Raw genomic sequence first — 19,539 nt, forward strand, 5'->3', positions numbered from 1 at the left:
GGCGTTCACTGTGGAGAACAGACCATGCAAATTACTCCTTATTTGTTTTATGACGGCCGCTGCGAAGAGGCCATCGCGTTTTACCTTGAAGCAACTGACGGCGAATTGTTGTTTAAAATGACCTTTGGCGATATGCCGGAAAGCGAATCAATGGAGGGTTGCCCGTCCGGGATGACGTTTCCCCCGGAGCACATCATGCATGCGCATCTGCGCATCGGACAGGGCGAAATCATGCTAAGCGACGGCAATCGCGAGACACATTACAGTGGGTTTGCGGTAAGCCTTTCCACCCCGGATGAAGTGCAGGGCAAACGCTGGTTCGATGCGTTGTCGGCAGGGGGACAGGTGACGAAAAACTGGGAGCCGACGTTTTGGGCGAACGGCTTTGGCATGTTTACCGATAAGTTCGGCGTGCCCTGGATGGTTAATGCGTATAAACCACGGATTTAAAAGCATGACCCCGTAGCGGCGCGATTTATCGCGCAGTTCTGTGCGCTGTGCCGGAAAAACTGCGCGATAAATCGCGCCGCTACAGACGGAGCATTTTCTAATTTAGAAATTATATCCAACTACCAGGTAGTAACCCCAGCCGGTAGATTTCACTTCAAATGGACCGTTGCCGAAGTTCAACTCCTGGCCATCCGCCCACTGTCCGCCGTTATGGAACCAACGCGCCACGGTGGAAACGTGCCAGTGGTCGTAGTTCAGCGACAGGATATGGCTGGAGGCAATTGAGTTGCTGGTACGTGATGTACCGGTCTCGTCGCGCAGATCAGAACCCCAGTCAAAGTTGGTGAAGCCGATGTAGCTCAGCTTACCGCCCCACAGGTCGGTAATCGGCACAAAGTATTTCACTTTGAAGCGATAGCCATCCCAGCTGTTTTCGTTCGCCGCACCGTAGTTCTGCCACTGATATTTGGCGTACACGTTCAGCGACAGGCCAACGTCAGAGTGGGTGTCGATATCGGTACCCAGACCCATATACCAGGTGTTCTGACGCTGTGACGCGTTGCGACCCATGTCATAGATGTAGTTGTTGGCGAAGTACCACTCTTTAAACGGACCAAAAGCCAGGCTGGTGCCGGTCAGTTTATCGATGGAGAAACGCGGCTCAATTTCCATGAACATCGGCGAACCGTGGTCGAAAATGCCGTTGGCGTTGCTGTTGCCCAGACCGAAGAAGTTGGTCAGGTCGAGGTAGCCGTAGAAATCAAACCAGTCCTTTTTCGCAAAGGCTTCGTATTCCAGATACACGTCGTTATTAAACTGTGGTCCGAAACGGGTGTGGTAACTGCCCACTACGTTAACGCTCTGATGCCACCAGTCTGAAAGGTATTGCGGGTTGCTGTCTGCCGCTTGTGTCGCGCCGGTCCAGCTACTGGCCAGTAAGGCCCCTGCTATCAATGCTTTATATTTCATTATCGTTAACCACATGCTCGTGATCGCGGAAAAAGTGCGCGATCGGTGTCAGTCGATCCCAGGGGTGGGCGGTGAATTGTTTTAGCCGGTCTGAGCCGCCGGTTTCTAAAGCTCGCGTAGGGTGCCTGTATCAGTCGGATAGAAAATAGATTTTGATCACGTTTGTCAAAAAGTGTTGCAATTCCATTCACCAAAAATGTGAGTTATGTCACATTATTGTCATGAAACGAACGGAACCCCGCAACCGTTTACGTTGTCGCGTACCGCCGCAAAAATGCCGGATACAGAAAAGGAGGTAGCGGCGCGATTTATCGCGCATCTTTTTGCCGGGATGGGCTTGGTGGCAAAAAAACAGCGCGATAAATCGCGCCGCTACGGGAAGGTGAGGGGGATTACGGTAAGGTCACGCGCACCTGTAAGCCGCAGATCTTGCCCTGCGGACTCATGCAGTTCGACAGCGCCACCTGCATACGATGTTTTTGCGCTACGCTGCGCACAATCGACAGACCCAGGCCGCTGCCCTGTGCCTGCACGTCAGGCGAGCGGGTGAAGCGGTCAAATGCGCGTTCGATAAAGGCTTCCGGCATACCGGGGCCGTTATCGACGATATCCACCACGGTATGGTTACCGACGCGATGCAGCAACACGTCCACCAGACTGCCTTCTGGCGTGTGCAACATGGCATTGCCGATCAGGTTATCGAACAGGCTACGTAAATCGGAGCGGCTGGCCTGTATACGATAATGGGCGGTGCCGTTAAAGCCGATATCAATACCCCGCTTATCCGCCACCACCATCAGCTGCTCGATGCTCTCTTTCAGCAGATCTTCCAGCTCAATATTCTCGATCGTCACCACCACCGACTGATCTTCCTGGCGGGAAATATTCAGCAGCTGCGTCACCAGATGGCGCGTGCGGGTGACGCCCGCTTCCAGTTGATCAAACTGGCGGCTGGCCTCACCCGGCTGGATATGCTGTCGCAGGTTTTCCAGTTGCAGCGTCACCGCCGTCACCGGGGTGCGCAGCTCATGGGCGGCATCTTCAAGGAACTGTCGCTGTGACGACCAGGCGGCACGCAGTTTATCGAGCAGAGAATTGTAGGCATCGACCAGCGGCAGGATTTCGTCTGGCAGGCCATCCGGCGGCACGCTGTCGGGATGCAGCATCTCCTGTGCGGCAATCTGACGGGACGCCACGCGTAAATCACGCGTAATCGCGCGTACCACCAGCCAGATCACCAGCAGGGAGAGCGGCATCATTAAAATCAGTGGGATGATGGCCGACATGGCGCGCTTCACCATCACGCTTTTCATATAGCCGATGTTGTAGAGCACCTGAATGTTGGCGATATCGCTGCCCGGTTCGCCAGGACGATTAAACACCCGCCAGTTGCAATCCTCACAATCGCCGATTTTTACATCATTCCAGCCCTTTTTATTTTGCAACGGCGCCCGCAGCTCCGGCCATGAACTGGCACGCAGCTCGTTATTGGCATCCCACAGTTGCACCACATAGGCGCTTTTCAGTTTGTCGGCGTTGAGCATTAACGGCATCAGCGCCGGAATGCGTTTACTGCTGGCCCAGGCATCGGCAATTTTCGCCAGCTGATCGTCTTTCATCGTACCGATCATGTCGCCGTAGCAGCTGTAAAAATAGGAGGTGACACCGCCGATCATGGCTAAATGCATCAGCAGCAGGGTGGTGAGCAGTTTATTACGCAGCGAGCGCATAAAAGTGAAGGGTTTCATATTGCAGGAACTCGCCAGCCAAGACCGCGTACGTTGCGAATCACTTCGTTATCCAGCTTACGACGCATGCCGTGAATCAATACATCAACGGCGTTGCTGGTGACTTCTTCACCCCAGCCGTAGATGCGGTTTTCCAGTTGTTCGCGCGACAGAATCGCCCCCGGACGCTCCAGCAACGCATAGAGCAGGGCATATTCACGCGCGGTAAGTTGCTCACGCTGGCCTTTGTACAGCACTTCACGCGTCATCATATCGAGCTGCACGTCGCCGCTGCCTAACAGGGAGTCCGCCGCACCGTGGCGGCGTCGGGTAATCGCTCGCATTCGCGCCAGCACCTCTTGCAGATCAAAGGGTTTAAGCAGGTAATCATCGGCACCACTGTCGAGACCCTGGATGCGTTGCGCGACGGTATCGCGTGCGGTCAGCACCAGCACCGGCGTCATATCGCCGCGCGTGCGTGCGCGACGCAGCACATGGATACCATCTTCGCGTGGCAAACCGAGATCCAACAGCACGCAGCTGTAGCCGCCTTCGGCCCAGGCGTTGCTGGCAAAGACGCCATCACGCACCCAATCTACCGACCAGCCAGCGGCCTCCAGCGCTTGCTGCAGGTTAGCGCCAATCATTTCATCATCTTCAACCAGCAGCACGCGCATGGTATGAGGTCCTCTAAAATCAATACAAACAGTGTAGCGCTGCAAAATTAGCGCAGAATTACACCCGTTTTCCCCCTTGCTAATTCTGCGCTAATTTTCTGCTAATTAAGGGATAAATTTAACGCGCTAAAGTGGCTTCACTGGACATCACGTTGTATCTGGAGGAGCCATGAATCAGAGTCAATTTATCCGCAGTTTGCTGGACTGGATAGAAGACAACTTAGGACACGATTTACATCTGGATGAAGTAGCACGCCGTTCGGGTTATTCCCGCTGGCACCTGCAACGTCTGTTTCGTCAGCACACCGGATTTTCACTGGCCGAGTACATTCGCCAGCGCCGGTTGACGGAGTCGGCGCTGACGCTGCTTAACAGTGATGAGGCAATACTGCAGGTGGCGATGAGCTATGGCTTTGACACCCAGCAGGCGTATACCCGCACCTTTAAAAACTACTTCCGCGTCACGCCGGGCCAGCTGCGTCGTCAGCGCCGCGTAGAACCGGATCGTCTGTTGTTTCCGCTGGCGGTGGCCAGTTGAGTCGCTAGCCTGATTTCCCGTTGTTACGTCGTCGCGGGAAATCAGGTGCTATTGTGCACCAATCCTTTTAAGCTGCTGTTTTCCCCTCCTCTGTCGGTTATGGACAATGGACAACAGCGACAATCTCACCGCCATGATGCTGTTTGCGCGCGTGGTTGAACGGCAAAGTTTCAGCGAAGCTGCCCGCACGCTCGGCGTATCAAAATCCTATGTCAGCCGCGAAATCGCCCGGCTGGAAATCCGCCTCGGGATCAAATTGTTGCAGCGCACCACGCGTAAGGTGGCGCTGACCGAACTGGGGCAGGCGTACTACCCGTTTTGTACCCGCTTACTCGACGAGATGCATCGTGCTGATGCTTTTGTGCAGCAGGTACACCAGCTGCCCGCCGGTAACGTGCGTTTGCAGGCGCCGGTGACGTTCGGTTGCCAATGCGTGGTGCCGACGCTGAACCACTTTATCCGCCGTCATATTCATATCAATGTCGACCTGGAACTGACGGACCGCATCAACGAAGACCCGCAAAGCAGCGCCGATGTGGCGATTGTTATCCGCCAGCGCGCACCGGAAGTGCCTGACTATCGTGAGTTGAATACCATCGACTGGGGATTGTATGCGGCACCGGATTACCTGGCGGCGCATCCGCCTATCGACCATCCCGAACGCTTAACCCGCCATGATCTGCTGTTGTTTCACGGCCCGGCGCATACGGCAGCTCTGCCGTTCCGGCGCGATAAACAGCGCCTGGCGCTGGATGTCCGCAGCCGTTTTCGCGCCAATAACAGCATGGCGCTGCTCAATGCGGCGCTGGCCGGAACCGGTATCGCCTACCTGCCCGCCTATATGACCCAGGAGTCGCTGGCGCGCGGCGAGATTGTGCAAGTGCTGCCGGAGTGGCAGATGGATCGCCTGCACAGTTATCTGCTGCTAAAAAACCAGCCCGAGCCGTCGTCGCCCGTCACCCTGTTGTGCGATGCGTTAATCACCGCATTAGGTGATGGCTGATTGTTGTCTTTTGGCAACAATAGCAACCTGGGTGGCAAATATTCCCGCCTGTCTGTTATCGATGCTGAACCGCTGTTAGCCTGAGTATCAGTTCAAAACAGGGATATCATCATGCAGCAACCTCCAACGGCGTTAGCGCCTGAGCAGCAACACTGGAAGCGCAATCTGTTCGTCTGCGTACTCGGTTCCTTCAGCACCATTGTGGCGATGACGCTACTGCTGCCGTTTCTGCCGTTATATGTGCAGCAGCTCGGTGTGCAGGAACCGGCCGCGATTGCGCGCTGGTCGGGGGTGGCTTACGGTGCAACCTTTTTCAGCGCCGCGCTCACCGCGCCGCTGTGGGGCAAACTGGCGGATCGCTATGGTCGCAAGCTGATGCTGATCCGCGCCAGCCTGGGGATGGCAATTGCCATGTCGCTGATTGGCATGGCGACCGCCCCCTGGCAACTGGTGGCGCTGCGTTTGCTGGCCGGGCTGTTGGGGGGGTATGCCTCGGGATCGACCATTCTGGTGGCGGCGCAAACGCCGAAAGAGCAGACCGGCTGGGCGCTGGGTGTGCTGTCTTCCGGCATTATGGCAGGCAATGTGGTGGGGCCGTTGCTGGGCGGGGTGCTGCCGCCATTGATTGGTATTCGTCACACCTTCTGGCTGACCGGTGCGGTGATTTTTCTCGCTTTCCTTGCCACCACCTTTTTACTGAAAGAAGCACCGCGTCAGGCTAAAAAGGCCGCGCAAAGCAGCAGTATCGAGGAGAAACCGGTAAATCTGCCGGTGGTACGGTTGATGTGGTTGTCGGGCATGTTGCTGATTTTCGCCAATATGTCGATTGAACCGATTATCACGCTGTATGTCGGGCAGTTTGTCACTGGCGATCATGCGATTACCGTCACGGCGGGCCTGGTGATGGCGGCGGCGGCACTGGGCAGCATTGTTTCTGCTCCCCGCCTCGGACGGCTGGCGGACCGCATCGGCCACGGCCGGGTGCTGGTGTATGGTCTGATTGCCTGTGCGTTGCTGCTGATTCCACAGGCCTTTATCACCGCGGCCTGGCAATTGGTTGCGCTGCGTTTCCTGATGGGCATGGCGTTGGGTGGCTTGATGCCGTGCGTGACTGCCCTGATTCGCCACAATGTCCCGCAGGCGCAAGTGGGAAAAATGCTGGGATATTCGACTTCAGCGCAGTATGTCGGCCAGGTAAGCGGGCCGTTGTTTGGCGGTTTTGTCGGCGGGGCGTTTGGTATGCGTCCGGTGTTTCTGGCGACCTGCGTGATTATGGCGCTGTGCGCATTGTTGAATGCGCGGGTGTTGCGGAGGCATTGATCCGTAGCGGCGCGATTTATCGCGCAATTCCGCACACGGTGCCGAAAAAAAACGCGCGATAAATCGCGCCGCTACAGACGCAGGTATAAAAAAGRCGGACCTAAGTCCGCTTTATTTATAGCTATTTTTCGTCCGGCAGTGCATAGGCAATGACGTAGTCGCCCAGCTTGGTACCAAACGAACCGTGACCACCTGCAGCGATAACAACGTACTGCTTGCCATCCACTTCATAGGTCATCGGCGTTGCCTGGCCGCCAGCTGGCAGACGCGCCTGCCACAGCATTTCACCGGTATTGGTGCTGAAGGCACGCAGGTAGTTATCTGCGGTCGCACCGATGAAGAACACGTTACCGGCTGTGGTGATCGGACCGCCGAGCATCGGCATACCCATCTTGAACGGCAGCGGAACCGGTGCGCTATCGCGAACCGTACCAATGCGTTTTTTCCACACGGTTTCGTTAGTTTTCAGGTCAACAGCTGAGACATAGCCCCATGCCGGTTGTTTACACGGCAGACCAAACGGTGACAGGAACGCGTTCAGTTCCACGCCATACGGCACGCCGTACTGTGGCTGAACACCGCTTTCGGTACCCGAACCGCCTTCCGCACCTTTCGGTGGCTCGATCGGGTTGCCCGGACCGCGCGGAATCAGTTTGGAAACGAACGGCAGGGCCATCGGGTTAGCGATAGCGATCTGACGATGCGGATCGACCGCAATGCCACCCCATTCGAACATACCGAGGTTACCTGGGAACACCAGCGTACCCTGCTCAGACGGCGGCGTGAACGGACCGTCATAGCGCAGGCGCTTGAAGATCACGCGGCACACCAGCTGGTCGTACATGGTTGCGCCCCACATATCCTTATCAGTCAGATTCTGCTTCGGACGGAAGGTCAGTTCTGAGTAAGGCTGGGTCGGTGAAACGTGGTCACCTTTAGCTGCACCCTGCGGAACCGGGGTTTCCGGAGCCGGTACGACAGGTTTACCGGTGCGGCGATCCAGTACAAAGATGTTACCGGTTTTCGCCGGGGCATAAATCACCGGTACGGTGTTGCCATCTTTGTCAGTGATATCGGCCAGCGTCGGCTGCGACGGCAGGTCCATATCCCACAGATCGTGATGCACGGTCTGATACGACCACACCAGCTTACCGGTGGTGGCGTTCAGCGCCAGTACGCTGCTCGCGTAGCGCTCCTGGTCAGGCGTACGGTTGCCACCCCAGATATCCGGAGTTGACACGCCCATCGGCAGGTAAACGATATCCAGTTTCGGATCGTACACCGCCGGTGCCCAGGAGTTCGGCGAGTTCATGGTAAAGGTGTGTTCATCGTCAGGAATCGCGTTCGGATCTTTCGCGCCCGGATCGAAGACCCACAGCAGTTTACCGGTGTTAACGTCAAAGCCACGAATGACCCCTGACGGCTCACGGGTAGAGTAGTTATCCGTCACCGCACCGGCAATGATGATGGTGGTATCGGTGATGATCGGCGGTGAAGTCGGCTCATACTGACCCGGCGTCAGCACCGGCTGTTTGTGTTGCAGATCCAGCTCGCCGTTGTTGCCAAAAGAGGCACAACGCTCGCCAGTTTCTGCATCCAGCGCGAACAGACGACCGTCGTTTACCGGCAGGTAAATACGGCGTGAGCACAGCGCAGGCTGGGTGTTGGACGCATCAGCAGCGGCCGGAACCTCGTGGTAAGACACGCCACGGCAGGTTACGTGCTGGAAAGTCGGGTTCGGCTTAAGGCCCGGATCGAATTTCCACTTCTGCTTACCGGTTTTCGCATCCAGCGCAAACAGGATTTGGTGCGGTGAGCAGAGATACAGCGTGTCGCGGATTTTAATCGGGGTCACTTCATCAGTGATTTCGCCCGGATCGTTCGGGGTCTTCAGGTCGCCAGTCTGGAACTGCCAGGCTACCTGCAGATTTTTCACGTTATCCGCATCGATTTGCTTAAGCGGTGAGAAGCGGGTGCCTTGCTGATCACGCGCATACGCTGGCCAGTCGCCATCGGCGATGTTGCTCAGCGGCTGTGCCTGAGGTGCGTTAGCCGCCGCGTCCGGCAGGGTGCCATTCAGCTCCTGCGGATCGTGGAAGACGGCCCACGCCAGCACCAGGACGCTGGCGATCAGGGCAATACCCATCGCGCTCAGTGCACCTTTACTGGCGTTGTTGAGTTTGCGATAGACAAACGGCAACACCAGCCAGATACCAAAAATCACCAGCACGTCGGTACGCGGTGCCAGCGCCCAGAAGTCGAAGCCGACTTCCCACACGCCCCACACCAGCGTGGCCAGCAGCAGCAGGGCATACAACACCAATGCTGAACTGCTACGACGCCACAACAAAATAGCGGTGATTAACATAACCACACCGCCAATTACGTAGTACCAGGAACCTCCAATGGCGGCTAACCAAATGCCACCAACCAGCATAAACGCTCCTGTCAGCAGTGCGAACAGCACTGTCAGGAAGCGAATTACGCCAAAAGATGAGGAAGCTTTCCCCATAATATTGACCTCTTTTTTCGCCATAAATCTAAAAGGAAACAACGTGTTGCGCTGTTCCCCCATATAAGGTACGAGGTGATGTAAATGTTTGCTGCTGCACTCTTCCGTTAAGTCAGATGATCCTTGTGCGTTAAATTTTATCTTAAAAACGTTAACAGGTTTGACTTTTTTAGTGCTTTAAAGCACTGGAATGGTAGTAGTGCGACATTTTATGAGGGGATTATGAGAATAGGCCCGGTGATATCGGGCCATAAAGGGAAAATGCGCTATTTTGTGTAACCGTTTACACTTCGAATAAATTGCTGCTGGTTCGCTGTTCCTGCCAGCCGCTGATATGCAATCGAGTATAGCTTTCTTCAGGCAAAACCAGACGTGAAGTGCGTAATATCACCTCTGCTTCTCTTTCGCGGAAGGAAGAGAGCATAAATGGAAAGCTGAACTTGAGATAATTTTCGCTGAAAAACTCGTCAGTCAGAACAATGCCGCTTAAGGGAAAGTTCTCAATATTTTGCCAGCGCGTACCGGGCGATGCCAGGTCATAGAGCCAGAAACGGAAATCTGACGCTCGTGACCGCAACTCAGGCCCGGCCTGTTGTAACGCATCATAGTTGATGGCCAGCCGGACATTGTCGGATCGCAAAAAGGAATAATTATCCGTTGCCTGTAAAAACTGCGTCAGCATATTTCCCTGTAAAGGGATAATTATTAATTCTGGCATCGCCGGTAGATGGTTTTGCAAAGTAATTATGTTGCGTTCATTAAGTAATGTGTGGCTACCTTGCTCGCAATGCATAAAGGGTGCTGAATAACAGATACCCGTCAGCGCGCCATCAAAGCGGCGGATACGCTCGGTAACATAAGGGTTATATGCGTTGTTTTTCATTTATCTCTATGAATAAATTAATTAACTGGAAGGATGGAGTTATTATAATGATGGTCGATCTGCTGCCATAATCCGTTTGCTAATATAAAACGTTTCCTTTGCAAAGATCATCTTTTTTATCTGTTTCTGCTAAAGAGATATTAGGCAGTATTACCGCAGTAATTAACGCTTTATTGTAACGTTCTGGAAGTCTCGCTATTTTCAACATAAAAAAATAAGCCTGCTAATATTCAGAACTCTACCTTTAGACTTTTCCCCTATAAGAGACTGTTTTTAAAGCGCACGGCTTGCCGTTGCCTGGCACGGTAAAATCCCGCACTCTGTGGCCTGAAAAAAAAGATAAGGAAAACCGTATTACGGTTTTCCATCAGGCCAGGTGCATGGCGGCCTGGCGGCAACAGAATTCAGGATGGGATAAATATGGGTTTACTGGCAACAGCTGCGGATGATTCGCTGCTGCGACACAGGTCATTCGTCGCCTTCTGGCTGGCGCGAACCTGCTCTTCGTTTGGTTTTCAGATGTTCTCGGTTGCCGTCAGCTGGCAGATCTACTCGTTAACCAACAGCGCGATGGCGCTGGGGATGATTGGTCTGATGCAGTTTCTGCCCTCGGTGCTGCTGGCGCTGCCCGCCGGGCATCTGGCAGATCAGTTTGATCGTCGCCGGATTGTGTTGTTGGGTCAGTTGGTGGAGTGGGGAGCGTTGCTGGCGCTGATGGTGCTGACGCTGTTCCACTGGGCGGATAAAACCGCCATCTGGAGCCTGGTGTTCCTGATTGCGGTGGCGAAGGCTTTGGAGTGGCCAGCGCTGTCATCGATGTTACCGGCGCTGGTGCCGCCCGAAATCCTGGCGCGCGCGACAGCAGCCAATGCGGTAGGTGGTCAGGCAGCGGTGATCATTGGTCCCACGCTGGGTGGGTTGCTGTATGTCGCCGGGCCGGATGTGGTATACGGCGTGGCCGCCTTGTTCTATTTATTCTCGCTGCTGCTGGTCAGCCGTATCCGTTATGAGCGCCCGCCACAGACCCGCCTGCCGATGAACCTCACCAACCTGTTTGCCGGCGTCCATTTCATCCGCGAACGCAAAGATGTGCTCGGGGTGATTTCCCTCGATTTGTTCGCGGTGTTGCTCGGCGGTGCGACGGCGCTGCTGCCGATTTTTGCCAAAGACATTCTGCATACCGGTCCCTGGGGATTGGGCATGTTACGCGGCGCACCTTCAGTGGGCGCGCTGCTGGTCGGCGTGTGGCTCAGCCGTCACAAGCTGGAAAAGCATGTCGGGATGATCATGTTTGGCGCGGTGGCGGGTTTTGGTGTTGCTACATTGATTTTCGCGCTTTCCAGTCAGCTGTGGCTGTCGTTACTGGCGCTGGCGGCGTTAGGCGCTTTTGATATGGTCAGCATGGTGATCCGTGGTTCACTGGTGCAACTGGATACGCCGGATGATATGCGCGGACGCGTCAACGCGGTCAACGCCATCTTTATTAATACTTCTAACCAGCTGGGCGAATTTGAATCCGGCATGCTGGCGGCGTGGCTCGGTGCGGTGCCCGCTGCGGCACTGGGCGGTATTGGTACGCTGGTGGTGGTGGCTCTCTGGATGACGCTGTTCCCGCATTTGCGTAAGCGGCAGAAGCTGGAGAACGAACCCGCCGTTGTGCCAACAAAAACCGGCCAACAGGCCGGTTAAGGGTATTGCCAGTCCGCACTGCCATGACAAAGCTCGCGATCAGGGGGCAGGGATCGCGAGCGGTGGCCGTTAAACGGCCGATGTTTTCCCCAGGCTGGCGTCAAATTGTTTCCAGCTTTCTGTCATATCCACCACGGTTTTCGATTTTCGCGCTTCGTCGATTTTAATCGCGGTGAGCCCGGCTTCCAGTGCGTCCACCACCGTCACTTTCAGCGGCGTTCCCTGTTTAATGTGTTTCACAATCTCTTCGGCCATCAGCGCATCAGCGCCATAGTGACCATCGTAAGCGTTGCCGCTGTAAGTGGTGTCCACTTCACGCTCACCGGTGCGGGCGTTATGCACGCGGAAGTAGTTACGCACAAAGTCGCCTTCCGCCATACCGTCCGTTCCCATCACGCAGAAGCGGCGGAACTCATCCGGCACGTTGAGGTTGGCGTGGAAGGCGAGAGTGGCCCCACCGGCGTATTCAATGATGGCCGTCTGGTAATCGACGATATCAGCGTCGCTATCAAACACCGCGTCGGTGCTTGACCAGCCGCTCGGTTTGACGTGATACACCTCGGAAGCGGGGGTGATGGCACCCTGTGGCGCGTGCTGCGGCGTAAAGGATTTACGGCCACCAAAGCTGGCGACGCGCACCGGGCGTTCACCCATCAATCCCTGATAGAGATCGATATCGTGGCAGCATTTTTCCAGCATGTATGGACCGGCGTATTTCTCCAGACGACGCCAGTCGCGCTGGAAGAAAGCACCGTGGTACGGCTTGATATGTTCGGTTGCTTCGATTGAGGTGATCTCGCCAAGGCGTTTATCATCGCGCGCGGCCAGCAGGTCGTGATACAGCGGTGAATAACGCAGCACCAGTCCGACCAGAATGCGCTCGTGACCATATTGCTGTACCAGCTGCGCCATCGCCATGGTCTGTTCTTCATTGATCACCACCGGCTTCTCGGTGAACACGGTATAACCCGCCGCCAGCCCCTGACGAATATGGTCGAGATGCATAAAGTTCGGTGAACCGACCAGCAGCAGATCAAAGCCGCCGTGATCCAGCAGTGCGTCGATGCTGGCAAACGCCTGACCAGGATCGATACCAAAGGTGTGAAGATTGGGTAAACCCGCTGGAGCCGGATCGACATAACCCACGACGGAGAACTCTGTATCGGCTTTGCTGAACTCTTTCACCACATGGGAAAGACGAAAGCCAAGACCAATAATGCCCACTTTCATGTTATACCCCTGAAGCCCGTTGCCTGTTAGCTGCCCGACCCATCAGGCTGCTGATAATCTGACCGCTAACTTATTACGGCAGAAAAACTAATGTCAATGAATATCCTGGGTGTAAAAATCCTATAATTTGTTATTTGTATGATTTTAATCATTTTTATTTGATGTTGTGGCTTCCATATTTATTTGTTATTGCGATTTAAGTTTTTTTACCCTATCTTTCGCACATCTATAAAGAGTCATTCCGAGCGGTGCAGGGCAGGAGGAAGCGCGTGCAGTCACTTATGCTAGGTATCGATGGGGGTGGTACGCACTGTCGCGGACGCCTCACCGACGCTCAGGGGCAACTGCTGGCGGAAGCGCGCGGCGGGCCAGCCAACGTCTGGTCGCAGTTTGAAGCGGCGATTGACGCCATCGATCGGGTGATTGACGATCTCTTCACTCAGGCGGCATTACCGGCGACAGCACGGGCGCAAACCGTGCTGGTGGCGGGGCTGGCGGGGGCGAATGTCGCTTCGGTCAAAGCCCGTCTGGATAACTGGCAGCCCGTTTGCCAGGCGCGCTATGTTTTTACCGATGTCGAAATTGCCTGCGCCGGGGCGCACGATGGCGCGCCTGGGGCGGTGTTTATTACCGGCACCGGCAGCCAGGGTGCTGCCTGGGATGGTGAACGCTTTACGTTGCTGGGTGGCTGGGGTTTCGCACTCTCCGATGCGGGTTCCGGCGCGGTGCTCGGTCAGCGGGCATTGCGGCTGGCGCTGCTGGCCCATGAAGGCATTGTGCCGTCCTCGGCGCTGACGCAGCGTATCATGGCGCATTATCACCACAGCCCGGAACAGATGCTCATCTGGTCACGTCAGGCGACACCTGCCGACTGGGGCCGGATCGTGCCGGACATATTCGCCGCCGCACAGGCGGGGGATGAGCATGGTACTGCCTTAATTGAACAAACCGCGGCGGATATCGCGCAAATGGTCCAGCCACTGCTGGCGCGCAGCCACGGTAAGCTGGCATTGATGGGCGGCTTAGCCACGCCGATTCAGCCCTGGCTCCCGACGGATATCGCCGCGCTGCTGGTGCCGCCCCAGGGCGATGCGCTGAGTGGGGCGATCCGGCTTGCCAGCCAGTTTAGCCTGAGCCAACTCGCGTAACCTTTTCATTCTGCTGATAAAGAGAACCATGACTGCTCCGAACGTAACCGCCCGTATTCTGCGGCTGATTGTCGAAAATGCGCCGATAAGCCAGTCCGATCTCAAAGTGCGCAGCGGCCTGAGCATGTCAACGGTCTCGCAGGCCACCAATCGCCTGCTGACTGGCGGCATTGTGCAGGAGCTGGGGCTGCGCCGGGTCTCGATGGGACGACCCAAAACTCTGCTCGGCCTCAATCCTGATCACGCCAGCGTGGTTGGTATCCAACTCAATGCGGAACGTAACCTGATTGTGCTGACCGACCTCGGCGGCAATATCATCGGCGAGCAGCAAATGCCTTCCGGTGCGATGAGCCCGAAACAGCTGGGTGACGCGCTGGCGAAGTTTCTGCGCGGCGTAGAAGGCAAGAAAGTCGGTGCCATTGGCCTGGCGCTGTCCGGTCTGGTGGATGCCAGTAATGGCTATTGCGTGCGCTCACGCGTGCTGGACTGGGATAACGTGCCCATCGCCCGCCTGCTGGAAGAACGTTTTTCGCTACCGGTATTTATCGAAAACGACGCTAACGCGCTGGCGATGGCGGCGCTGGTGTTTGGTCAGCTTGGCCATGCGCAATCGGCGATTATCGCCACCTTCGGCAAAGGGATTGGCGCGGGTATTTTGCTGGATCGTCAGCTTTATCGCGGACGTCATGGCAAAGCGGGGGAGATTGGTAATGCCCTGCTGGGTGATGGTTCTGAGCGCCTGCTGGAAGATGTCGCCTCATCGCAGGCGATTCTGCACCGGGTGGCGGAGACGCTGAAAGAGGATGTACCGCCGACGCTGCGCGATTTGGATTTGCGTCCAACACCGGAGGTGTTAAGCGCGCTGGCGGAAGCCGGGCATCAGCTGGGCATGTCGCTGGCGAACCTGTCGATTGCCTATGATCCGGATGTGGTTTATCTGGCGATGGAGCCGCAAATGGCGTCGCGCATTCTGCTGGATAATATCACTCAGAGTTTCCAGAACTATCGTTTGAAGCTGACACCGCATATGACGCCGTTGCAGTTTATTACCGAGTCGAATCGGATGTGGGCGCAGGGCGCGGCGGGGTTTGCGGTGAATAAGTTGCTGGATTTGCTGGCGGCGCAAGCCGATGAAGAAATTACGTCTTAAGTCGCACGTTTTTTTCGCTTTCGAGGTGGTTTCGTTCGCCTCGGGCACCTGAAGTTTCAGTTCGCCGGTGCGGCGACCGAGCAAAGGGGGCCTGGCCGCCCCCTTTGCATTCCCCGGCCTTGCGCCGCCTCCCTCGCCGCTTCGCGGTCCCTTCGCTTACTCACGCTTCCGACGGACCGGCGTCGATTCGCTCCTGCTCAACGCCGCCTTTCGCCGCATCCTTGCGGCTCATCCTGGAATCGTTCCCGCGCTCAGCGAGTCCGGATGGCGCTAACACCCCCGCTGCAACCGCGATGACGGTCTTTGGTTTTTCTTTTGTTGTTTGTTTTTTATTAGATGGTCCTGCAAACGGGGGGGTGGGCGGCATTCGCAGCGCCGAGTGCAGAGGGAAGGCCAGGACGAGACGCATGGATGCGGCGAGAGCGCGGCATGAGCCATGGAGGGCGAATCCGCGCGGTCCGTCAGGCCTGAGTGATAAGCGAGGGAACAGCGCGTAGCGCTGCGCGAGGACGCCGCAGGGCGCGGATTGCAAAGGTGCGCGCCATCGCACCTTTGCCCGTCCGCCTGCACGGCGGCCCTGAAACTGCCTAAAGCCTGGCGGGCGGAACCTTCTCAGAGCACAACCGCTGCCAGCGAGCCAACCCGCTGCCAGCGGACAGAATCTCACCGTATTCGCGCCCCATCTTGATCAAACAACAAGCACCCCTCTGCTTCCAGCTGGTAACGAACGGGTTCACCGATCTGATGGCTTGCCACATTCCGCTCCTCAATCACCAGCAGCCGCTCCTGACCCACATCCAGATAAAGGTAATTGGTATGCCCCAGCATCTCACTGAACGACAGCGGTGCGCTGAAGCTCAGCGGTGCGCTGGCCGAGGTGGCGGGCTGGAAATGCTCAGGACGTACACCCAGCGTCACCTTCTGCCCTTCATGGCAGGCCGCGCCAATCTTCATGGTCAACGCATGAATACCGAGCGAGGGCACGCGCAGCTGGACTTCGCCAGGAGCCATAGCAGCCACCTCGGCGGGTAAGAAATTCATCTTCGGTGAACCAATAAACCCGGCGACAAACAGGTTATCCGGGTCGCGATACAACGCCAGCGGCGCACCGACCTGTTCAATACGCCCCTGACGCAGCACCACGATCCGGTCGGCCAGCGTCATCGCTTCCAGCTGGTCATGGGTAACGTAAATCATGGTGTTGCCCAGCGAGGCGTGCAGCCGGGCAATTTCGATACGCATCTGCAAACGCAGCTCGGCATCCAGGTTCGACAGGGGTTCATCGAACAGGAAAATACGTGGATGGCGAATAATGGCGCGGCCAATCGCCACGCGCTGCCGCTGCCCGCCCGACAAGGCACGCGGCAGGCGATCGAGCAACTCGGTAAGATGCAGGCGCGCTGCGGTCTGCGCAATCGCCTGTTCAATCTCGGCTTTCGGCCGCTTCATCACCTCCAGCGGATAAGCGAGATTGCCGCGCACCGTCATATTCGGGTAAAGCGCATAGGACTGAAACACCATGGCGATACCGCGCTCGGTGGCAGGCTGGTGGGTCATATCCGCCCCCTCAATCAGCAGCTTGCCATCGCTGATCTCCTCCAGCCCGGCAATCATGCGTAACAGCGTCGATTTTCCGCAGCCCGAGGGGCCAACAAACACCACAAATTCACCGCTGTTGATGGTGAGATCGATACCGTGGATCACGTTCACTTGCTCGTAAGACTTCTTAACGCTTTGCAGATGCAGGCTGGTCATGCTGTGTCTCGCTTAAAGTGGCTGGCCCAGATAAATGGCGTTGCTGCGCACGATGGGCGTGAAACCAAGGCGCTGATAAAAACCGCAAACCTGCTCGTTTTGCAGGCTGACGCCGAGGTGCACGCCAGGCACACCGGCCTGGCGCAACAGCGTCAGCAGTTGCTCAATCAGTTTGCGCCCCCAGCCCCCCTGCTGCGCGGCTGGCAGCAGATTAATGTGCAGATGCGCGGGCCATTGGCTCACCAGCTGATCGGCGGCGGCATCCGGCTGGAGGATGGCCTCCAGTATTTTGCTGTCGAGCGGGGCGCTGGCCGGGTAATCACGATATTGCGCCTGCAACAGCGGCCACCACTGCTGGTTCAGCACCGCCTCGAAGGCACGGGTATCCGGTACCGCGACCGCATAGCCGACGACCTCTCCCTGCTGTTCCAGTACCAGCGCGAAATCAGGCACGAAACGGGCGTAGGGAATCACAAAACGCAGGCCAGGCAGGGCGGGGTCAGAATAAAGCGCCGTCGCGTCTTTCCCGGCATTGGCGGTTTCTAAACAAATACGCGAGAGCGCGGGAAAATCCGCCTCGCTGGCGTGACGAATAACACCTTCAGCCGTCATGGTGGAGCCTCTGTGGTCAGGAGATGAACAGTTTTTACGGTAATGAAAGCGTACTTAGTTTTCAAGGTGTAATAATTGCGTCATCCCGCAAAGTGAAGACGAAACATAACCGCAGCGCATGACCATCAGCGTGACAAGGCAGCCGTGATGCGGTAGCAAACCCTTAATCCGCAGGCTTTTTAACGTTTCTTCCGCGAGATCCCTTCATAACTATACGATTTTCATATGCTCTATCAGTAGGTTAATGTACTTTACTATCACCAGTTATTTATGCTGAGCTTAACCAAGGACCGCTTGTTTACATCGGCTTTCCGCGTAATTAAGCAGCATTCCCTGCTGATCACCGCGCCTTTCTTCTCACTTTTTGCACTGCATCACAGAGCAAAAATTCCGCTCCGTACAGGTTTGACTTTCTTTTGTGCATAAAGTAAGTATGGATAAGTGCGTTATTTCTGCTGAATCAACCTGCGGGAACTGCGGGTGTCGAGATGAAGGGATGCCAGTCATCTGTTGGAGAAACCGAGCATTATGTGTGATTCAACTGTACGTTCGCAGTACTTCCATCGCTCTCTGCGCACCTTGTCTCGTCTGGTTTCCGCTGGGGTGTTGCTCGGCGCAGCGATGGCGTCGGCCCAGGCGGTGACCCTGAATGAGTGGGACATTTATACCTATCCGCAGCAGACGGCAGCCGTGGATGAAGCGATTAAAGTGTTCCAGCAACAAAATCCCGGCATTGTCATCCAGCGTTCTGTGCACTCCTTTGAAGATACCCGCATCCCGCTCAAACTGGCGCTGACGGCCGGTGATGGCCCGCAGATCGCCCAGGTTAACCAGGGCGGTGGCGATATGGGGTCGCTGGTGAAAGACAAGTTGCTGTGGCCGCTGGATGATTACGCCAAAACCTACGGCTGGACCACACGCTTCCCGGATTCAATCCTGAAACGCAACCGCTGGTCCGATAATCAGGACTTCGGCAGCGGCAAGCTGTATGGCGTCGCCAGCCTCGGTGAGATGGTCGGCCTGTATTACAACAAAGCGTTGCTGGATAAAGCCGGTGTCGCGGTGCCGAAAACCCTCGCCGAGCTGGAACAGGCGATGGCAAAACTGAAAGCGCAGGGCACCGCACCTATGATGCTGGGGCTGCTGGACGGCAACATGGGCCAGCAACTGCTCAGCACCCTTTGGGAAGCGCAGATTGAAAGCAGCGACCGTAAAAAACTGGATGACCTGATTTACGACGTGGGCGGCACCTTTAAAGACGACAAGCTGGTGAAAGCCGCCAACATGATGAAAAGCTGGAACGACAAAGGCTATTTGTTCCCCGGCTTCCAGGGAATTGGCCAGGATGATGCCGCCACCCTGTTCCAGAACGGTCAGGCCGCCTTCCTGGTGAGCGGCACCTGGTATCTGGGGCAGTTCAAAGATAACAAAGATATTCACTTTGCCGCGATGCCGATGGGTGCGGGTGTGCAGCATGCGCTGATGGTGGGCGGGACTGACCTGGCGTTCTCCATCACCAGCACGGCGAAAACCAAAGAACAGCAGGATGCCGCAGCGAAGTTCATCGATTACATCGTGTCGGATGAGATGGCGAACCGCTGGCTGAAAGTGGGCTTCCTGCCCGCCAGTGCCAACAAAAATGCGCAAATCCCGGCAGATAATCCGCTGCTGGCGGAGGCTTATCAGGTCTGGGTCGCGCTGAATGAACATGATGGTCTCGGCCATTACGTGGACTGGGCGACACCCACCATGAACGCCGAACTGAATCAGAACGTGCAGCTGCTGCTGGGCGGACGGCAAACCGCCGACCAGATGGTCACCAACTTCGACAACAACTATCAACGTTACCTGAAAACCCTGAAGCACTGATAAATCC

General features: G+C 56.2%; 16 protein-coding genes. 8 read left to right on the forward strand and 8 right to left on the reverse strand.

Annotation, left to right across the window (positions count from 1 at the left end):
* Positions 1–24: 24 nt before the first annotated feature.
* A complete protein-coding gene (gene yjdN, locus HA50_RS01540; RefSeq protein ID WP_084871886.1) occupies positions 25–450 on the forward strand; it encodes a VOC family metalloprotein YjdN in 426 nt (141 codons plus the stop codon).
* 102 nt (positions 451–552) lie between these two features.
* On the opposite strand, the gene HA50_RS01545 is transcribed toward yjdN, so the two are convergent.
* From HA50_RS01545 to HA50_RS01555, 3 genes are all read right to left on the reverse strand, one after another.
* Entirely contained in the window at positions 553–1,419 is an 867-nt protein-coding gene (locus HA50_RS01545; protein WP_084871887.1) for a nucleoside-specific channel-forming protein Tsx, read from the reverse strand.
* Positions 1,420–1,811: 392 nt separating this feature from the next.
* Positions 1,812–3,167 (reverse strand): sensor histidine kinase, encoded by a 1,356-nt coding sequence (locus tag HA50_RS01550; RefSeq protein WP_084871888.1) that lies wholly within the window; start codon positions 3,165–3,167, stop codon positions 1,812–1,814.
* Positions 3,164–3,823: a response regulator gene (locus HA50_RS01555; protein ID WP_084871889.1), complete on the reverse strand. Its 660-nt coding sequence runs from the start codon at positions 3,821–3,823 to the stop codon at positions 3,164–3,166. The genes HA50_RS01550 and HA50_RS01555 overlap by 4 nt, the downstream gene beginning before the upstream one ends.
* 169 nt (positions 3,824–3,992) lie before the next feature.
* Between HA50_RS01555 and HA50_RS01560 the strand changes: the two genes are divergently transcribed.
* From HA50_RS01560 to HA50_RS01570, 3 genes are all read left to right on the forward strand, one after another.
* A complete protein-coding gene (locus HA50_RS01560; RefSeq protein WP_013507554.1) occupies positions 3,993–4,361 on the forward strand; it encodes a helix-turn-helix domain-containing protein in 369 nt (122 codons plus the stop codon).
* Between the two features lie 106 nt (positions 4,362–4,467).
* Positions 4,468–5,364, forward strand: a complete 897-nt coding sequence (locus tag HA50_RS01565; RefSeq protein WP_084871890.1) for a LysR family transcriptional regulator — start codon at positions 4,468–4,470, stop codon at positions 5,362–5,364.
* Between the two features lie 111 nt (positions 5,365–5,475).
* Positions 5,476–6,684, forward strand: a complete 1,209-nt coding sequence (locus HA50_RS01570) for an MFS transporter (protein WP_084871891.1) — start codon at positions 5,476–5,478, stop codon at positions 6,682–6,684.
* Between the two features lie 121 nt (positions 6,685–6,805).
* Here the strand turns inward: HA50_RS01570 and HA50_RS01575 are convergent, their stop codons facing one another.
* Together HA50_RS01575 and HA50_RS01580 are read right to left on the reverse strand one after the other, a co-directional pair.
* The gene (locus HA50_RS01575; RefSeq protein ID WP_084878276.1) at positions 6,806–9,196 is read right to left on the reverse strand and encodes a glucose/quinate/shikimate family membrane-bound PQQ-dependent dehydrogenase; all 2,391 of its coding nucleotides are present in this window, start codon (positions 9,194–9,196) and stop codon (positions 6,806–6,808) included.
* Positions 9,197–9,479: 283 nt separating this feature from the next.
* On the reverse strand, positions 9,480–10,079 hold the full coding sequence (locus tag HA50_RS01580; protein ID WP_084871892.1) for a hypothetical protein: 600 nt from the start codon (positions 10,077–10,079) through the stop codon (positions 9,480–9,482).
* Between the two features lie 420 nt (positions 10,080–10,499).
* Here HA50_RS01580 and HA50_RS01585 point away from each other — a divergent pair, with 420 nt between their 5' ends.
* Positions 10,500–11,768 carry an MFS transporter gene (locus HA50_RS01585; protein ID WP_084871893.1) on the forward strand — a complete coding sequence of 423 codons (1,269 nt, stop codon included), beginning with the start codon at positions 10,500–10,502 and terminating at the stop codon, positions 11,766–11,768.
* 69 nt (positions 11,769–11,837) lie between these two features.
* Here the strand turns inward: HA50_RS01585 and HA50_RS01590 are convergent, their stop codons facing one another.
* Positions 11,838–12,998 (reverse strand): Gfo/Idh/MocA family protein, encoded by a 1,161-nt coding sequence (locus HA50_RS01590; protein WP_084871894.1) that lies wholly within the window; start codon positions 12,996–12,998, stop codon positions 11,838–11,840.
* 281 nt (positions 12,999–13,279) lie between these two features.
* On the opposite strand from HA50_RS01590, the gene HA50_RS01595 reads away from it, so the two are divergent.
* Together HA50_RS01595 and HA50_RS01600 are read left to right on the forward strand one after the other, a co-directional pair.
* Positions 13,280–14,146 carry a glucosamine kinase nucleotide-binding domain-containing protein gene (locus tag HA50_RS01595; RefSeq protein WP_084871895.1) on the forward strand — a complete coding sequence of 289 codons (867 nt, stop codon included), beginning with the start codon at positions 13,280–13,282 and terminating at the stop codon, positions 14,144–14,146.
* Between the two features lie 28 nt (positions 14,147–14,174).
* Positions 14,175–15,296 carry an ROK family transcriptional regulator gene (locus HA50_RS01600; RefSeq protein ID WP_084871896.1) on the forward strand — a complete coding sequence of 374 codons (1,122 nt, stop codon included), beginning with the start codon at positions 14,175–14,177 and terminating at the stop codon, positions 15,294–15,296.
* Between the two features lie 663 nt (positions 15,297–15,959).
* On the opposite strand, the gene HA50_RS01610 is transcribed toward HA50_RS01600, so the two are convergent.
* Both HA50_RS01610 and HA50_RS01615 read right to left on the reverse strand, forming a co-directional pair.
* The gene (locus tag HA50_RS01610; protein ID WP_084871898.1) at positions 15,960–17,051 is read right to left on the reverse strand and encodes an ABC transporter ATP-binding protein; all 1,092 of its coding nucleotides are present in this window, start codon (positions 17,049–17,051) and stop codon (positions 15,960–15,962) included.
* Between the two features lie 12 nt (positions 17,052–17,063).
* Positions 17,064–17,663 (reverse strand): GNAT family N-acetyltransferase, encoded by a 600-nt coding sequence (locus HA50_RS01615; RefSeq protein WP_084871899.1) that lies wholly within the window; start codon positions 17,661–17,663, stop codon positions 17,064–17,066.
* A gap of 528 nt (positions 17,664–18,191) precedes the next feature.
* Between HA50_RS01615 and HA50_RS01620 the strand changes: the two genes are divergently transcribed.
* The gene (locus tag HA50_RS01620) at positions 18,192–19,532 is read left to right on the forward strand and encodes an ABC transporter substrate-binding protein (RefSeq protein ID WP_084871900.1); all 1,341 of its coding nucleotides are present in this window, start codon (positions 18,192–18,194) and stop codon (positions 19,530–19,532) included.
* Positions 19,533–19,539 lie beyond the last annotated feature (7 nt).

This window comes from Pantoea cypripedii, from assembly GCF_002095535.1.
In the GTDB taxonomy this organism is placed as follows: domain Bacteria; phylum Pseudomonadota; class Gammaproteobacteria; order Enterobacterales; family Enterobacteriaceae; genus Pantoea; species Pantoea cypripedii.

Excerpts from the sequence above, each read along its gene's own strand:
- HA50_RS01565 (WP_084871890.1), top strand. The coding sequence starts at position 4,468 with ATGGACAACAGCGACAATCTCACCGCCATGATGCTGTTTGCGCGCGTG.
- HA50_RS01585 (WP_084871893.1), top strand. The coding sequence starts at position 10,500 with ATGGGTTTACTGGCAACAGCTGCGGATGATTCGCTGCTGCGACACAGG.
- HA50_RS01610 (WP_084871898.1), bottom strand. The coding sequence starts at position 17,051 with ATGACCAGCCTGCATCTGCAAAGCGTTAAGAAGTCTTACGAGCAAGTG.
- HA50_RS01560 (WP_013507554.1), top strand. The coding sequence starts at position 3,993 with ATGAATCAGAGTCAATTTATCCGCAGTTTGCTGGACTGGATAGAAGAC.
- HA50_RS01615 (WP_084871899.1), bottom strand. The coding sequence starts at position 17,663 with ATGACGGCTGAAGGTGTTATTCGTCACGCCAGCGAGGCGGATTTTCCC.
- HA50_RS01550 (WP_084871888.1), bottom strand. The coding sequence starts at position 3,167 with ATGAAACCCTTCACTTTTATGCGCTCGCTGCGTAATAAACTGCTCACC.
- HA50_RS01620 (WP_084871900.1), top strand. The coding sequence starts at position 18,192 with ATGTGTGATTCAACTGTACGTTCGCAGTACTTCCATCGCTCTCTGCGC.
- HA50_RS01555 (WP_084871889.1), bottom strand. The coding sequence starts at position 3,823 with ATGCGCGTGCTGCTGGTTGAAGATGATGAAATGATTGGCGCTAACCTG.
- HA50_RS01545 (WP_084871887.1), bottom strand. The coding sequence starts at position 1,419 with ATGAAATATAAAGCATTGATAGCAGGGGCCTTACTGGCCAGTAGCTGG.
- yjdN (WP_084871886.1), top strand. The coding sequence starts at position 25 with ATGCAAATTACTCCTTATTTGTTTTATGACGGCCGCTGCGAAGAGGCC.
- HA50_RS01570 (WP_084871891.1), top strand. The coding sequence starts at position 5,476 with ATGCAGCAACCTCCAACGGCGTTAGCGCCTGAGCAGCAACACTGGAAG.
- HA50_RS01595 (WP_084871895.1), top strand. The coding sequence starts at position 13,280 with ATGCTAGGTATCGATGGGGGTGGTACGCACTGTCGCGGACGCCTCACC.
- HA50_RS01575 (WP_084878276.1), bottom strand. The coding sequence starts at position 9,196 with ATGGGGAAAGCTTCCTCATCTTTTGGCGTAATTCGCTTCCTGACAGTG.
- HA50_RS01580 (WP_084871892.1), bottom strand. The coding sequence starts at position 10,079 with ATGAAAAACAACGCATATAACCCTTATGTTACCGAGCGTATCCGCCGC.
- HA50_RS01600 (WP_084871896.1), top strand. The coding sequence starts at position 14,175 with ATGACTGCTCCGAACGTAACCGCCCGTATTCTGCGGCTGATTGTCGAA.
- HA50_RS01590 (WP_084871894.1), bottom strand. The coding sequence starts at position 12,998 with ATGAAAGTGGGCATTATTGGTCTTGGCTTTCGTCTTTCCCATGTGGTG.